This is a genomic window from Exiguobacterium sp. s89 (assembly GCF_018617735.1).
Taxonomy (GTDB): Bacteria; Bacillota; Bacilli; order Exiguobacteriales; family Exiguobacteriaceae; genus Exiguobacterium; species Exiguobacterium marinum.
The window spans coordinates 679,596-694,643 of sequence record NZ_JACSKS010000001.1; the positions used below are offsets into that span (position 1 = coordinate 679,596).

The window sequence follows — 15,048 nt, forward strand, 5'->3', positions numbered from 1 at the left end:
CATCCTCTACAATTAAACTTGCATTCGCATCATTTCTTGATAGGCTTCAACAGCCTTGTTCCTCACCTCGATGGCAAGTTGCATCGCAATCGACGACTCTTCGCTTTGGATCATCACTTGATGAAGGTCAGCTTTTCCGACGGCCAAATCTTTACGGGCCTCACTTGTCGCTTGTTGTGTCTCATTCAGCGCGTTCATCGCTTCATTCAAATACGACCCAAACTGAGATGGGTTCGTTTTGTTCATTGATGGCATGACTTCCGGGCTCATCAATTGAATCGGATTAATTTGCATCCCTGATCACTCCTTATCCTTTTCCAATCTCCATCGCTTTGACGAGCATCGCCTTCGATGCGTTCATTGCAGCAATGTTCGCTTCGTAAGAGCGAGTTGCACCCATTAGGTCGACCATCTCTTTTAACAAATCAACGTTTGGCATTTGTACGTACCCACGCTCGTCCGCATCGGGATGGCTCGGATTGTAGGCCAACTTGAAAGGTGCATCGTCTTCGATAATTTGAGACACTTGCACCCCACCATTAACAGCATCCATTTGTTTTCGGAAAGGTGCTTCCTGCAACACAGTCATCTTTCTCGTATAAGGTTGCCACTCGCCATCTACGAGTTTCCCTCGTGTCGTTTGGGCATTGGCAATGTTGGCTGAGACGGTATCCATTCGTAAACGTTGAGACGTTAACGCTGATGCTGAAATATGAAAACTATCAAACATTCCCATCGATTAACGCCCTCCCCGAATAACTGATTTTAATCCTCCGAGCCTGCGATTTAATTGCTCCATCGTCGCCTCGTACTGGAGTTGGTTTCGTGCCAGTTCACTCATTTCATAATCTAAGTCGACATTGTTGCCATCACTTCTCATCGCTCCACCTGCTCGATCGACTACTTTTGATTGAGTCGAGTCACTCGGTCGACCACCTTGTAGTTTGAGACGCATCTCACTTTGAAGTGTCTGCTCAAATATCGCTTGTTTCGCTTTAAAATTTGGTGTGTCAATGTTTGAAAGGTTATGACTGATAACCTTCTGATTGAGAACTGCATGATTAACGGCTTGCTTGAGTAATTGATAGTCACTACCAATCCAATTCACGGCGTTCACTCGCTTTCGTGTGATAACTACTGAATATACCTGATTTGGAAATTCCACTATTTCATTGAAACAAATCTGTAACAGTTCTGAAAGATATTTTTTAAAACATAGGTAAATGGCTTAATGTATTTTTGTCGAATTGCCGACAAATTCTGAAAAAAATTACTTTTGCACTAAAAAAAACCGCCCTCTGCCAAGAGAAAGCGGTTTTTTAGGAATAAAGTCCCTTTTTTAAGGGTTTGCAATGTTAATTATACATCAAAAGTTGCGTTCTAGTTTGATTTTAGTTTTTGTAATTCAAACAAGAAGTTGTCATTTAATATTTTAATATACGTTCCTTTCATTCCTAAAGAACGTGACTCAATAACCCCCGCACTTTCCAATTTTCGAAGTGCGTTTACGATTACTGAGCGTGTGATTCCCACTCGGTCGGCAATTTTGGAAGCAACTAGCAGTCCTTCGTTACCACCGAGCTCCTCAAAGATATGCTCGATTGCTTCAAGTTCTGAATACGATAATGAATTGATCGCCATTTGAACGACAGCCTTCTTACGGGCTGATGTCTCTGCTTCCGCAGCTTTTTCCCGAAGGATTTCCATTCCAACTACTGTCGCTGAGTATTCAGCGAGGACGAGGTCGTCTTCTGTGAATTCATTCGCCAAGCGCCCTAAGACGAGTGTACCTAGACGCTCACCACCGCCGATGATCGGAACAATCGTCGTCATCGAGTTTAGGAAGAGATCATGGTTCTCGACAGGGAATGCCGTATATTCGCTGTCGATATCGATGTTCGCTGTCGTTTCCTTGACATTGAACAAGTTTGAGGCATAAGGTTCTGGGAACTGTCGGTCCACCAAGAATGCCTTCATGCGTTCATTTTCAATTTGTTGTTTGATTGCAAAGCCGAGTAAACGTCCACGACGGCTCACGATAAACGTGTTTGATTCAAGTACTTCACGCATTTTGTCCGCCATCTCTTTAAAATCAACGTGCGCACTTGCTTCTTGTTGAAGCATCGTGTTTAATTGGCGAGTTTTGTCTAGTAAATTCATAATGTCTATTTCCTCCCTGTATGTGCATACAGAATCTTATAAAATATATTGACTCAAGTCTCGATCATCTGCGATTGAGCCTACTTTTTCTTGTACGTAAGCTGGTGTGATTTCCACGCTCGTTTGTGGCATATCCGCAGCTTCAAATGATAAATCTTCCAAGACACGCTCCATGATTGTATATAGACGGCGTGCTCCGATATCATCGGTCTCGCGGTTGACATGTGTCGCAATTTTTGCTATTTCTTCAATCGCTTCATGTGTAAACTCGACCGTGATTTCTTCAGATTCTAACAATGCTGTATATTGTTTAATCAGCGCTTGTGATGGCTCAGTCAAAATTTTGACGAAGTCTTCCTCTGTCAAACTGTTCAATTCGACGCGAATCGGGAAACGACCTTGTAATTCTGGAATCAAGTCAGATGGCTTCGCCATATGGAAAGCACCGGCTGCGATGAAGAGCACATGGTCCGTTTTGACCGGTCCGTACTTCGTGACGACCGTAGATCCTTCGACGATCGGAAGAATATCTCGCTGTACACCTTCTCGAGAAACACCGGCGTGATCTTGTGACTTTGTTGCGATTTTATCGATTTCATCAACGAAGATGATCCCCATTTGCTCGCTTCGCTGTACCGCTTCATCGTGGACTTCGTTCAAATCAAGAAGGTTTTCTGCTTCTTCTGCTACGACAAGGGGGCGTGCCTCGCGAACTGTCAGCTTACGTTGCTTCCGCTTCTTCGGAACGATTTGTCCAAGCATATCCTGTAGATTAGACAAGCCTTCCATTCCTTGCCCTTGGAACAAGTCGACAGTCTGTTTTTCTTCAAGTTCGACTTCAATGACCCGATCTTCAAGTTCACCGAGCTCGAGCAGACGACGGAGTTGGGCCCGGTCTGTTTTAGTCGTGTCATTCGATGACTCAGGTTGTTGTGTCTGACCGCCGAACAATGCTTCAAACGGGTTTGATGAGCTCGGTGCAGCTTTCGCTTTCCCTTGAAGGGCATCTAACAATCGTTCAGTCGCCGCACGTTCAGCAGGTTCTTTTACATCTTCTTTCTTCTCTTCTTTGACGAGACGTACAGATGCCTCCACAAGGTCACGCACCATCGATTCGACATCCCGGCCGACGTAGCCGACTTCTGTAAATTTTGTCGCTTCTACTTTGACGAACGGTGCTCCGACTAGTTTAGCTAAACGGCGGGCAATCTCAGTTTTCCCGACCCCTGTCGGCCCGATCATCAAGATATTTTTAGGGGTGACTTCATCTCGAAGGTCTGAACTTAACTTTTGACGGCGATAACGATTGCGTAATGCAATCGCTACGGCCCGTTTGGCATTCTTTTGACCGATTACGAAGCGGTCTAATTCCGATACGATTTGTCTAGGTGTCAACTCTCGATTCATTCAGCAGCGCCTCCGATCGTTTCTACAATGACTTGATCATTTGTATACACACAAAGCTCACCAGCAATTTCAAGAGCGGCTCGCGCAATTTCTTCTGCGGATTTGTCAGGAGAATGACGGACGAGCGCGCGACCTGCCGCGAGCGCATAATTTCCGCCTGACCCGATCGCGAGGATCCCATCATCCGGCTCGATGACTTCTCCATTCCCAGAGACTAATAATAGATGTTCGGCGTCCATGACAATCAATAACGCTTCAAGCTGACGTAACATTTTATCTCCGCGCCATTCTTTCGCAAGTTCGACCGCGGCACGCGGCAAGTTACCGTTATACATTTCAAGTTTCGATTCAAACTTCTCAAACAATGTGAAAGCATCGGCTACGCTACCTGCAAAACCGGCAACGACTTTCCCGCCGTACAGGCGTCTCACTTTCTTCGCCTTGGTTTTCATGATGACGGCATTCCCAAACGTAACTTGGCCATCTCCACTCATCGCACATTGGCCATTGTGTCGAACTGCAAAAATCGTCGTTGCATGAAACATATCGTAACCTCCTACTTTCTTGGATGTGTCGCTTGATAAATCGAACGTAGTCGTTCAGTCGATACGTGGGTATAGCGCCCGGTCGTTGACAGTGACTCATGTCCGAGCAACTCTTGCACAGCGCGCAAGTCCGCTCCACGCTCTAACAAGTCCGTTGCGAAACTATGACGCAACGAATGCGGGGTGAGCGGCTTATGTACCCCACTCTCTTTTCTCAAACGCTTCATAACATACCGAATTTGGTCTGTTGTCATTCGATTCCCTCTTTGACTCAAAAATAATGCATTTTCCGAAGGAGGAACGACTTCTACGCGTATTTCGATGTAATGTCGTAACGCTTCTACAGCATATTGTCCGACCGGGACATACCGTTCTTTTTTCCCTTTTCCTAACACGTGTACGAATGACAATACTTCATCAAAGGACGAGAGGTTCATCCCACAAAGCTCAGCAACACGAATCCCCGTCCCATATAGAACTTCGAGAATGGCTACGTCTCTCGCTTTTAAAAACGGATCGTCCTGCTTTAACGCAGCCTCTAGCAGTAGCTCGACTTCAGTCGGGACAGCGAAGGTCGGTAATGACTGTCTTTTTTTCGGTGAAGTGAGATCGTGAAACAGCGGTTCTCCCCCATACTCCCTTGCCATATACTTCCCGAATTGCTTGAGGCAAGACACTTTTTGGGACACCGTGGACGCGGCCAACTGTTTCTCGTAAAGGACATATAAATAACGCCGCGCCGTCTGTGCATCATAAGGGTCTTGATGCGCTGATTGGCAATATGCGGCGTACTGTTCGAGCGTTTGCTCGTAAGAGCGTTTCGTATGAGGAGACAGTCGACGTTCAATTTGGCAATAGCGTAAAAATGATTGTCGATCCTCTAAGAATCCCATTTTATCGCCTCCTCGATGACACGTAAAAACGCATGTTCTCGTCAAATCGAAATTAGCATAGCATACAGAATGTACGGTGACAATAGATAGTCGTTCAATAATCTGAAAATTTTCAAAGTATGAAACAAAATACACAATTGAAATTTTACTTCAAAACAAAAGAGCCAAAAATTGGCTCTCTTTTTCAAAGGTCTTTAAATTGTTGAATCGTATCTAAAGCTCGATTGGCATAACGTTCGTACCGTTCTTGCTTTTTCATTTTCTTTGGAGTGTCTTCGAGTGAAGGGACTAATCCGAAATTCGCATTCATCGGTTGGAAGTGTTTCCCGTCAGCTGTGGTGATATAATGCGCCATCGAACCAAGCATCGTCTCTCTTGGTAAAACGACAAGTTCTTCACCCGCAATCATCTTCGCTGCATTAATTCCAGCTAAAAGTCCAGATGCCGCTGATTCTACGTATCCTTCAACACCCGTCATCTGACCGGCAAAGAAGAGTGTATCACGCGTGCGTGCCTGATACGTCGGCTTGAGCAGGCTCGGTGAATTGATGAATGTATTTCGGTGCATGACACCGTAACGGACGATATCTGCATTTTCAAGCCCAGGGATCAGTCGAATGATTCGCTTTTGTTCGCCCCACTTCAGATGCGTCTGGAAGCCAACTAAATTATAAAGCGTCCCTGCTGAGTTGTCTTGGCGAAGTTGCACGACCGCATACGGACGTTTGCCCGTCTTCGGATCTTCTAATCCGACCGGCTTCATCGGTCCGAATAGAAGTGTCTTCTTCCCACGCTCCGCCATGACTTCAAACGGCATACATCCTTCGAAGTAAATTTCTTTTTCGAACTCTTTGAGCGGGACGACTTCCGCTTTGACCAGTTCTTCATAAAACACATCAAACTCTTCTTCTGTCATCGGACAGTTCAAGTAAGCAGCTTCACCTTTGTCGTAACGCGACTTCAAATATACTTTTTCGCGATCGATTGTATCGCCATCTAAAATTGGGGCAGCCGCATCATAGAAGTAGAGATAATCTTCACCTGTAAACGCTTTGAGTGACGCAGAAAGATCAGGAGACGTCAATGGGCCTGTCGCTACAATGACAATGCCTTCTGGAATTTCTTTTAACTCTTCAGTATGCACTGTGACGTTCTCATGATTTTTTAGTTTCTCGGTGATGAATCCGGCAAACTCATGACGATCGACAGCGAGGGCGCCACCAGCTGGCACGCTTGCCGTGTCTGCCGCTTTCAAGATGAGCGAATCAAGCGTCCGCATCTCTTCTTTCAAGACACCGACCGCGTTTTGAAGACCGTTCGCACGAAGCGAGTTCGAACAAACGAGCTCTGCGAATTGATCTGTGTGGTGAGCCGGTGTTTGGCGTACCGGTCTCATTTCATACAAATCGACTTGAATGCCGCGTTTGGCGAGTTGCCATGCCGCTTCGGAACCGGCCAACCCAGCCCCGATTACAGTTACACGTTGTTGCAACATTAATCCTCCTCTTGCTGATGTACCTCGGTATGGGTACAGTTCGTACATTGATATTTCAGACCGTCTTTAATTTTCTTCTCGACCATCAAGCTGTCGCACACTGGACACGGTTTCGCAACCGGTTTGTCCCATGAAACGAACTCACATTCCGGATAATTCGAGCACCCATAGAAAAGACGACCTTTTTTACTGCGTCGTTCCACGATTTGCCCATCCTTACAATTTGGACAAGGAACCCCGATTTCGACTTGTACCGGTTTCGTGTTAGTGCAGTTCGGGAAATTCGAACAAGCCATAAATTTACCGTATCGTCCCATTTTGATGACCATCGGCGAACCACAGACTTCACAGTCGATTCCCGCAGGCTCATCTTTCACTTCGATTTTTTCAATTTCTTCTTCGGCACGCTTCAAGCGCTTCTCGAATGATCGATAAATCGGTGCGACGACCTCGGTCCACTCGACTTCCTTATGCTCGATTGAGTCAAGGAGTGTCTCCATATCGGCCGTGAACTGAACAGTAATAAAGTCATTGAAATACTCATCAATCATTTCAATCACGAGTTCTCCAAGTTCAGTCGGAACAAACTTCTTCTCTTCTAAAACGACGTAACCTCGTCGTTGAATCGTGTCGAGTGTCGGTGCATAAGTCGACGGTCGACCGATACCGAGTTCTTCCATCGCCCGAACGAGGCGCGCCTCTGTATAACGTGGTGGTGGTTGCGTGAAGTGTTGCTTCGGTTTGATCGTTTCGAAACTAACCGTATCCTCCACTTCAAGAGGAGGTAGTAGTCCTTCCTTCTCTTGATTCGTATCCACGATATCATCATCTTTCGATTCAATATACACTTTCATGAAACCTGGGAATTTAACGGTCGATCCATTGGCACGGAAAATCATGCCGTTCGACTCGACATCGATTTTAACTGTGTCTAATACTGCTGGTGCCATTTGGCTTGCAATTAAACGCTCCCAAATCAATTTATATAGTCTCAACTGGTCGCGTGACAGATAAGGCTTCAAGGAAGCTGGGTCACGTAGCGCTGAAGTCGGACGAATGGCTTCGTGGGCATCTTGTGCGTTTGCTGCTTTCTTTTCCTTTTGTTTCTGCAGAGCTACATATTCCTCGCCGAATGTCGATTCAATGTATTCTTTTGCCTCTGTCTTCGCCAAATCAGAGATCCGTGTCGAATCTGTACGCATGTACGTGATCAGACCGACCGTGCCCTCTTTCTTACCAAGATCGATTCCTTCATATAATTGTTGGGCGAGCATCATTGTTTTCTTCGCACGGAAATTCAATTTACGCGCCGCATCCTGTTGCAACGAACTCGTCGTAAACGGTAGCGAAGCGTTTCGCTTTCGTTCTTTCTTCGTTACGTCAATGACTTTAAACGTGTCATCGATGGTATCAAGAACTGATTGAGCGTCCTCTTCCGACTTCAATTCCATCTTCTTCCCATCTTTTCCGTAAAATGAAGTCTCGAACATTTCCCCATCATGATTCAAATCAAGCTTGATTGTCCAATACTCTTCCGGGTCGAACGCATTGATTTCGCGTTCACGGTCGATGATCATCTTTACAGCAACCGATTGGACTCGTCCAGCAGATAGTCCTTTTTTTACTTTCTTCCATAATAAAGGACTCATCCCATAACCGACGAGACGGTCTAGAATACGCCGGGCTTGCTGCGCATCGACGAGGTCATGATTAATTTTACGTGGGTGTTTAAACGATTCTTTAATCGCATCTTTTGTGATCTCGTTAAAGACGACGCGACATTCAGTCGTCTCATCGACACCGAGCGCGCGAGCCAAATGCCAGGCAATCGCTTCCCCTTCTCTATCGGGGTCGGCCGCGAGAAAGATTTTCGTGGCTTTTTTAGCCGCCGTCTTCAATTCTTTCAATACCGGCCCTTTACCACGGATGGTAATATACTTCGGTTCAAAGTCGTGTTCCACGTCTACACCGAGTTGACTTTTCGGTAAATCGATGACGTGTCCCATCGAAGCTTTGACCATATAATTCGGACCTAAATAACGTTTAATAGTTTTTGCTTTCGCAGGTGATTCGACGATCACCAAATATTTTGCCATACATCTGCTCCCCTTTTAGAGGTCATTTAAATCCCTACCATAATATTCATGTTCTCACCGGTTTGTCAACGTACAATCTTAAGATTTTGAATAATTTGATCAGAATTCGTCAATGGAATCGCACCTTCTTCAATCAATCGATTCGGTCCTTCAGCAAGTGGATCGAGTGGTGAACCTGGTACCGCGAATACCGTCTTTCCTTGCTCTAAGGCGTGTCCGACCGTATTCATGGTTCCGCTCTTTCTCCTTGCTTGTAAGACGACGAGTGTATCACCGAGACCACTCACCAATCGATTTCTTTCCAAAAATTGAAATTTTTGAATCGGGGTGTCGGGCGTGTACTCACTCAACAAAATTCCATTCAGAGGAAGTCGTAGAAGCATGTTCCGGTTCGCTGCTGGATAGAGGTTTTTTAACCCCGCTCCGAGCACCGCCACGGTCGGACGATTTTTATTTAAGGCAAGCTCGTGGACAAGGCCATCAATGCCAAGCGCTCCGCCTGAAACCGAAACAGTTTCTTCTATTAAAGAGTGATAATGATTCACGAGCGATTGACTGATTCGATTCAACTCACGACTTCCGACCATCGCAGTCGTTCTTTCTTGTAGTACCTCTAAATCTCCATCGTAAAACAAGCAATATGGTGGGTTGGGGATGTCGAGTAACCGTTTTGGAAACAGCTCATCTTCCCACGTGACGAACTGAGTATACGACTCAGACGCGTGCAACGCCCGTTCAGCCCGCTTCCAAACGTGTGTAGAGATTTGAGTGCGATGTGCTTCTAGCGTCCCGTTCAAATAATGATGCACAAATTCAACCGGAATTCGTGCAGCGGCAAACCGAGCTATTGTTTGATTCATCACAAAATCTCCTTTAAAAAAATGAGGGATGCAAGCATCCCTCAAGACTCTTATGTCGTCGGTTGACCCGTGACACACGCTTCGTATAAACCTTCATTTTTCAAGACACGAATCAATGTTTCACCGATGACAGCTGGCGTTTCAGCTACTTCGATCCCATTTGCGTTCAATGTCTTAATTTTCTCTGCAGCCGTCCCTTTGCCGCCTGAGATAATCGCGCCGGCATGTCCCATGCGCTTGCCTTCAGGTGCCGTTTGGCCACCGATGAACCCGATGACTGGTTTCGTCATGTTCGCTTTCACCCATTCAGCAGCCTCTTCTTCAGCTGTTCCACCGATCTCCCCGATCATAATGACAGCTTTCGTGTCTTCATCTTCGTTGAACGCTTTGAGCGTATCAATGAAGTTCGTTCCGTTGACTGGGTCTCCCCCGATTCCAACAGCCGTTGATTGACCGATTCCCGCAGTCGTCAACTGATGTACCGCCTCATACGTGAGCGTCCCAGAACGTGAGACGATTCCGACATGCCCTTTCGTATGAATATAGCCAGGCATGATGCCAAGTTTTGCTTCTCCTGGTGTGATGATTCCAGGACAGTTCGGTCCAATCAAGCGCGCCGGTTTGTCCTCGAGATAGCGTTTCACTTGAATCATATCTACAACAGGGATTCCCTCTGTGATACAGATGATCAATTCGATGCCGCTGTCCGCAGCTTCCATAATCGAGTCCGCTGCGAAAGCTGGTGGAACATAGATGATGGATGCATTGGCACCTGTCGCTTCTACCGCTTCAGACACCGTGTTGAAGACTGGCACGTTGTCGAGCACCGTCGTGCCACCTTTACCAGGTGTGACACCACCGACTAATTTCGTGTTATATGCAAGCATCTGTTCGCCGTGGAACAGACCTTGTTTCCCTGTAATCCCTTGAATGATTACTTTCGTATCTTTATTCGCCCAAATACTCATGTCGTTTCCCCCTTATCGAACAAGTGCTGCGATTTTTTCCGCACCATCAGCCATCGAGTTGGCTGTCGTGATCGCAAGTCCAGATTCATCGAGAATGCGTTTCCCGGCATCAACGTTCGTTCCTTCTAAGCGAACGACGAGTGGCAAGTCGAGTCCGATTTCTTTCGTCGCTGCGACAATCCCCTCTGCGATGATGTCACACTTCATGATTCCACCAAAAATGTTAACGAAGATTCCTTTGACCTGGTCGTCTGACAAAATCAACTTGAATGCTTCTGTTACCTTTTCTTTCGTCGCGCCGCCGCCTACATCGAGGAAGTTAGCGGGTTCGGCGCCGTAATGTTTGATGATATCCATCGTTGCCATCGCAAGGCCGGCACCGTTGACGAGACAGCCGATGTTCCCGTCAAGTGCGATATAGCTGAGGTCATGTTTAGACGCTTCCACTTCACGCGGGTCTTCTTCTGTCGTGTCACGGAGCGAAAGGATCTCCGAGTGACGATAGAGTGCGTTGCTATCGAAGTTCAATTTTGCATCGAGCGCGATGACGTTGCCGTCTTTCGTCGTAACGAGCGGGTTAATTTCTGCAATCGTGCAATCTGTCTCGACGTACACTTTGTACAACTTCATGACCATGTCACTGAACTTGTTGACGAGTTTCGTCGGGACTTCCATCTTGAATGCGAGACGACGAGCTTGGAATGGACGTAAGCCCACGACTGGGTCGACGATCTCTTTATGAATCTTCTCCGGTGTATGTTCAGCGACTTCTTCGATGTCCATACCACCTTCAGATGAACCCATGATGACAATTCGGCCGATCGAACGGTCAAGCACGAGTCCTAAGTAAAATTCTTGGTCAATCGCAGAACCTTCTTCGATATAGAGACGCTGGACAACTTTTCCTTCCGGACCAGTTTGGTGTGTCACGAGCGTTTTCCCGAGAATCTCTGAAGCGTATTGCTTCACTTCCTCATCTGTCTTCGCAAGTTTGACGCCGCCAGCTTTACCGCGGCCACCTGCGTGAATTTGTGCTTTTACAACTTTCACTTCACCATCAAGCTTCGCAGCTGCTGCTACAGCTTCTTCAACCGTAAAGGCTGGATAACCCGTCGGAACGGCTACCCCAAACTCTTTTAGCAATTCTTTTGCCTGATACTCATGGATATTCATATGTTTTCCCCCTTAGTCCCCTTTAATATCGGCACGTCTATTGTAACGAAAAACTGAAAGCGCTGTCTATCGTTCTTGCTTTAAGTTTTCATCTTTTTTTCACATATATCCCTAGACAAATCAAATTTTATCCTGTTCCATCTGATAAAGAAACACAAAAAGTTCGGCAATGACTTGATAGACGTCCTCCGGAATCTGATCTTCGATATTCAAAGCAGAGAGTAAGGAAAGCAGTGCTGGGTCTTCATGAACAGGTATTCCGTTTTCGAGTGCAATCTCAAGCATGCGTTCGGCTACAATTCCCGTTCCTTTGGCGACGACATGTGGCGCATCCATCGACTGCTCATAGGAGAGCGCCATCGCTTTCTTCTGGTCTTTCATACTTGGAGGTCCACCTTTCCAAGCGGCGCGAACGTAGCAGGAACATGTTCTCGTTTCACTTCATACGAAAAAGAAGATAGTTCGAACGAAACGCGATTCAAGCTCTCTTTCAAGAGCGGTTCATATGCGCTAACATATTGACTTAAATCGTGTCGCTCATTGAACACTCGAACAGACACGTATCGCTTTTGAATCAACACATCGATTCCCGTTTCGCCAAACTTTGGCGTCTCAAGAAACAACACGATCCTTGCATGATCAGAGTCAATTACATCCCGCTTCGGTGCCTCTAACCGAAATTGGACGTTTTCAAACGTACCTAATTGCGGTATGTGAAATGCTTGAGCGACGAATGGTGGATGTTGGGCTGCGTTGAACGCCTCCTGTGCTCTCACGAACTGCTCAAACTTTGGCTCGCCTTTCGCTTTGAACAGTTCTCCGACGAGTGTCTTCACATCATTGCCGGATCCGCTCTCTAGCATTGTTTTTCCCGCGTTTTTGAGGGATTCCGGCGTCTGCATCGGCTCCCGCATGAATCGCGCCAGTTGCTCCCCTAGCACTTGTAGCGGGGACTTAGCAGTCATGAGTGACTCTGTCGCTTGGGTAACCACTTTCAAGACAAGCTTTGGTTCGACGTCCGTGACGACCATCTTATACGTCACATTCTCCTTGACGTTCGCATTGACTCCGACTCGGAACATGCCTTGCGGTAGTTGCATAACCGCCTCGTTGCCGGGTAACAATTGCAACACCTTTCCGACCACTGTATTGCCTAGCAAAAGCGGTCGCGATGTTTGTTCGGTCACTTTGAACGGTAATACTCCTTGGTGATCGATACGCAACGCGATCACTCCTTTCACATATGCTTGATAGGGGCAAACGTACGACGATGAATTGGCGTCACCCCGAGGCGCCTCAACCCTTCTATATGTGCCTCGGTCCCGTATCCTGCGTTCTTGTCAAATCCGTAGCCAGGATATGTAAGGTCGTATTCTTCCATCATCCGGTCCCGAACGACTTTGGCGACGACACTTGCCGCGGCAATCGAGACACTGAGCGAGTCCCCTTTGATTAGAGATTGTTGTGGAATATCGAGGTCAAGCTTCATCGCGTCAATCAATAAGGCATCGGCGTCTCCGACTTGACGGATGGCCTCCATCATTGCAAGTTTTGTCGCTTCATATATGTTGATATCATCAATTGTCCCCGACTCGACGATTCCGACACCGACTTCTGCAACTTCCATGATTTGATTGTAAGCCGCATCTCGTGCCGTTTTCGTCATTTTTTTAGAATCATTCAACCCCGCGACGTAAAATCCTTCAGGTAATAAAACGGCAGCCGCCACGACTGGTCCTGCGAGTGGACCGCGACCGACCTCATCCACGCCGACAATCCGTTCATATCCTGCACGTGTTAACTCGCGCTCATATGTCAAGCGTCGTTCGAAATCGGACCGTAACATCCGCTCCCGTTCAAATTGCAGCTCCTTCTGCCGAATCAACGTCTGCACACCCACCCGTGGGTCTTGTGATAATGTTGACTTCATTTGTATCCACTCTTCATATCGGATATCTTGAAGCTGTTGTTTAATCTGTTGAATCGTCACAATCTTTCTCCTCCTACTCAAAAAAGCCCTGTTTTCACAGAGCTTCAAATCATTTCATGGTCGGCCGGTGTCTCGAGGGAGACCCGTCCGATTTTTTCATGTCGAAGTTCATTCAAAAGTAGTTCGCTCGTTTTTTCAAAATCGACGTATCCACCACTGAGTAAACCGCGTTTCTTCCCAATCATCTCGAGAAGTTCCACCGCATCATCAGGTAACGTCTCGATTTTGAATCGTTCCTTTAATTGCTCCGGGTAACGCGCCTGCAATTCTCGGACGGTGTACAGGGCGATGTCGTCCAAGTTGAGAATCTCATCTTTGATGGCGCCTGTTGCGGCCAAGCGATAACCAACTTGTTGGTCCTCAAATTTCGGCCAGAGAATACCTGGCGTGTCCAAGAGTTCCATCTCGCCGCCTTTCATCTTGATCCACTGTTGACGCTTCGTCACACCCGGACGGTCGCCCGTGATGGCGATGTTTCGTCCTGCGAGACGGTTGATGAGTGTTGACTTCCCGACGTTTGGGATACCGATGATGAGTGCACGAATCGGTCCAGGGTTACGCCCCTTTTCACGCATGCGGTCATGTTTTTCTTTCATCAACTTTTGAGCACCCGTGATGAGTTGTTTCAAGCCTTTACTATGCTTTGCATCGACGGCGACGACCTCGACGTCATCGCGCTTCAAGGCGCGGAGCCAAGCGTCGGTGACGACGGGATCCGCCATGTCTGACTTGTTCAAGACGATAAGACGGGGTTTGCCCGCCGTAATCTCATCGACCATCGGGTTACGGCTCGATTGCGGCACACGCGCATCTACGAGCTCGATGACGACATCAATCAGTTTTAACTTTTCAGTAACTTGTCTTCTTGCTTTGGCCATGTGGCCAGGAAACCATTGAATTGCCAAAAAAGCACCACCTTAATCTTCTATCGTGCCAACATCATCGAGCGGCCAGAAGATGAAGTTTGTCTTGCCGACAATCTCCTCTTTCGACACAAACCCAATCTCACGGCTGTCTTTCGAGTTTTGACGATTGTCTCCCATGACGAAATACGAATCCTCAGGAACGACCGACTCACCCGTCACTTGTTCAAGTGTAAAGTTCTCCGTCAGCGGAAACCCGTTCATCTGTGCACGGAACTCATCTAAATACGGCTCTTCAACCGCTTCATCATTAATATAGAGCACGTCATCTCGATATTCGAGCGTGTCGCCTGGAATAGCGATGACACGTTTAATATAATCTTTTGATTCTGTCGCATGGAATACGACGATATCGCCTCGGTCTAGCTCTCCAACATAGTTCGAAATTTTACTGACGATCATTCGATCCGCATTGTGGAGCGTCGGCATCATTGACTCTCCTTCAACGATGACAGGAACGAAGATGAACGTCCGGATAACGAACGCGATGACAAGAGCGACGACGATGGCTTTTAGCCAACTAAACACTTCTTTCAAC

17 protein-coding genes are annotated in these 15,048 nt (G+C 47.0%); all 17 read right to left on the bottom strand.

Features of this window, described 5'->3' with window-relative positions:
- Nucleotides 1-12: 12 nt before the first annotated feature.
- Entirely contained in the window at nt 13-294 is a 282-nt protein-coding gene (gene fliE, locus KNO96_RS03495) for a flagellar hook-basal body complex protein FliE (RefSeq protein ID WP_026826252.1), read from the bottom strand.
- 13 nt (nt 295-307) lie between these two features.
- Nucleotides 308-736 (bottom strand): flagellar basal body rod protein FlgC, encoded by a 429-nt coding sequence (flgC, locus tag KNO96_RS03500; RefSeq protein WP_026826253.1) that lies wholly within the window; start codon nt 734-736, stop codon nt 308-310.
- Between the two features lie 3 nt (nt 737-739).
- On the bottom strand, nt 740-1,108 hold the full coding sequence (gene flgB / locus KNO96_RS03505; RefSeq protein WP_214702244.1) for a flagellar basal body rod protein FlgB: 369 nt from the start codon (nt 1,106-1,108) through the stop codon (nt 740-742).
- Between the two features lie 272 nt (nt 1,109-1,380).
- Nucleotides 1,381-2,160, bottom strand: coding sequence for a GTP-sensing pleiotropic transcriptional regulator CodY (gene codY, locus KNO96_RS03510; protein WP_026826255.1), 780 nt, complete (start codon nt 2,158-2,160; stop codon nt 1,381-1,383).
- 36 nt (nt 2,161-2,196) lie between these two features.
- Nucleotides 2,197-3,567: an ATP-dependent protease ATPase subunit HslU gene (gene hslU, locus KNO96_RS03515; protein ID WP_214702245.1), complete on the bottom strand. Its 1,371-nt coding sequence runs from the start codon at nt 3,565-3,567 to the stop codon at nt 2,197-2,199.
- Nucleotides 3,564-4,112, bottom strand: coding sequence for an ATP-dependent protease subunit HslV (hslV, locus tag KNO96_RS03520; RefSeq protein ID WP_026826257.1), 549 nt, complete (start codon nt 4,110-4,112; stop codon nt 3,564-3,566). The genes hslU and hslV overlap by 4 nt, the downstream gene beginning before the upstream one ends.
- An 11-nt stretch (nt 4,113-4,123) precedes the next feature.
- Complete coding sequence (locus tag KNO96_RS03525; RefSeq protein WP_026826258.1) at nt 4,124-5,005, bottom strand: tyrosine recombinase XerC; 882 nt, start codon at nt 5,003-5,005, stop codon at nt 4,124-4,126.
- A 184-nt stretch (nt 5,006-5,189) separates the two neighbouring features.
- On the bottom strand, nt 5,190-6,500 hold the full coding sequence (trmFO, locus tag KNO96_RS03530; RefSeq protein ID WP_214702246.1) for an FADH(2)-oxidizing methylenetetrahydrofolate--tRNA-(uracil(54)-C(5))-methyltransferase TrmFO: 1,311 nt from the start codon (nt 6,498-6,500) through the stop codon (nt 5,190-5,192).
- Entirely contained in the window at nt 6,500-8,596 is a 2,097-nt protein-coding gene (gene topA, locus KNO96_RS03535) for a type I DNA topoisomerase (protein ID WP_214702247.1), read from the bottom strand. The genes trmFO and topA overlap by 1 nt, the downstream gene beginning before the upstream one ends.
- Before the next feature lie 65 nt (nt 8,597-8,661).
- Nucleotides 8,662-9,456: a DNA-processing protein DprA gene (dprA, locus tag KNO96_RS03540; RefSeq protein WP_214702249.1), complete on the bottom strand. Its 795-nt coding sequence runs from the start codon at nt 9,454-9,456 to the stop codon at nt 8,662-8,664.
- Nucleotides 9,457-9,506: 50 nt separating this feature from the next.
- Complete coding sequence (gene sucD / locus KNO96_RS03545) at nt 9,507-10,424, bottom strand: succinate--CoA ligase subunit alpha (RefSeq protein ID WP_026826262.1); 918 nt, start codon at nt 10,422-10,424, stop codon at nt 9,507-9,509.
- Nucleotides 10,425-10,436: 12 nt separating this feature from the next.
- The gene (gene sucC, locus KNO96_RS03550) at nt 10,437-11,597 is read right to left on the bottom strand and encodes an ADP-forming succinate--CoA ligase subunit beta (protein WP_026826263.1); all 1,161 of its coding nucleotides are present in this window, start codon (nt 11,595-11,597) and stop codon (nt 10,437-10,439) included.
- 120 nt (nt 11,598-11,717) lie between these two features.
- On the bottom strand, nt 11,718-11,978 hold the full coding sequence (locus KNO96_RS03555; protein ID WP_026826264.1) for an EscU/YscU/HrcU family type III secretion system export apparatus switch protein: 261 nt from the start codon (nt 11,976-11,978) through the stop codon (nt 11,718-11,720).
- On the bottom strand, nt 11,975-12,820 hold the full coding sequence (locus KNO96_RS03560; RefSeq protein WP_214702250.1) for a hypothetical protein: 846 nt from the start codon (nt 12,818-12,820) through the stop codon (nt 11,975-11,977). Before KNO96_RS03560 ends, KNO96_RS03555 begins: the two co-directional genes overlap by 4 nt.
- Nucleotides 12,821-12,834: 14 nt before the next feature.
- Nucleotides 12,835-13,587, bottom strand: coding sequence for a ribonuclease HII (locus KNO96_RS03565; RefSeq protein ID WP_214698206.1), 753 nt, complete (start codon nt 13,585-13,587; stop codon nt 12,835-12,837).
- Nucleotides 13,588-13,631: 44 nt separating this feature from the next.
- Nucleotides 13,632-14,492, bottom strand: coding sequence for a ribosome biogenesis GTPase YlqF (ylqF, locus tag KNO96_RS03570; protein WP_214698205.1), 861 nt, complete (start codon nt 14,490-14,492; stop codon nt 13,632-13,634).
- Nucleotides 14,493-14,504: 12 nt separating this feature from the next.
- The gene (gene lepB, locus KNO96_RS03575; protein ID WP_026826268.1) at nt 14,505-15,047 is read right to left on the bottom strand and encodes a signal peptidase I; all 543 of its coding nucleotides are present in this window, start codon (nt 15,045-15,047) and stop codon (nt 14,505-14,507) included.
- Nucleotide 15,048 lies beyond the last annotated feature (1 nt).

Excerpts from the sequence above, each read along its gene's own strand:
- fliE (WP_026826252.1), bottom strand. The coding sequence starts at position 294 with ATGCAAATTAATCCGATTCAATTGATGAGCCCGGAAGTCATGCCATCA.
- flgC (WP_026826253.1), bottom strand. The coding sequence starts at position 736 with ATGGGAATGTTTGATAGTTTTCATATTTCAGCATCAGCGTTAACGTCT.
- codY (WP_026826255.1), bottom strand. The coding sequence starts at position 2,160 with ATGAATTTACTAGACAAAACTCGCCAATTAAACACGATGCTTCAACAA.
- hslU (WP_214702245.1), bottom strand. The coding sequence starts at position 3,567 with ATGAATCGAGAGTTGACACCTAGACAAATCGTATCGGAATTAGACCGC.
- hslV (WP_026826257.1), bottom strand. The coding sequence starts at position 4,112 with ATGTTTCATGCAACGACGATTTTTGCAGTTCGACACAATGGCCAATGT.
- KNO96_RS03525 (WP_026826258.1), bottom strand. The coding sequence starts at position 5,005 with ATGGGATTCTTAGAGGATCGACAATCATTTTTACGCTATTGCCAAATT.
- trmFO (WP_214702246.1), bottom strand. The coding sequence starts at position 6,500 with ATGTTGCAACAACGTGTAACTGTAATCGGGGCTGGGTTGGCCGGTTCC.
- topA (WP_214702247.1), bottom strand. The coding sequence starts at position 8,596 with ATGGCAAAATATTTGGTGATCGTCGAATCACCTGCGAAAGCAAAAACT.
- dprA (WP_214702249.1), bottom strand. The coding sequence starts at position 9,456 with ATGAATCAAACAATAGCTCGGTTTGCCGCTGCACGAATTCCGGTTGAA.
- sucD (WP_026826262.1), bottom strand. The coding sequence starts at position 10,424 with ATGAGTATTTGGGCGAATAAAGATACGAAAGTAATCATTCAAGGGATT.
- sucC (WP_026826263.1), bottom strand. The coding sequence starts at position 11,597 with ATGAATATCCATGAGTATCAGGCAAAAGAATTGCTAAAAGAGTTTGGG.
- KNO96_RS03555 (WP_026826264.1), bottom strand. The coding sequence starts at position 11,978 with ATGAAAGACCAGAAGAAAGCGATGGCGCTCTCCTATGAGCAGTCGATG.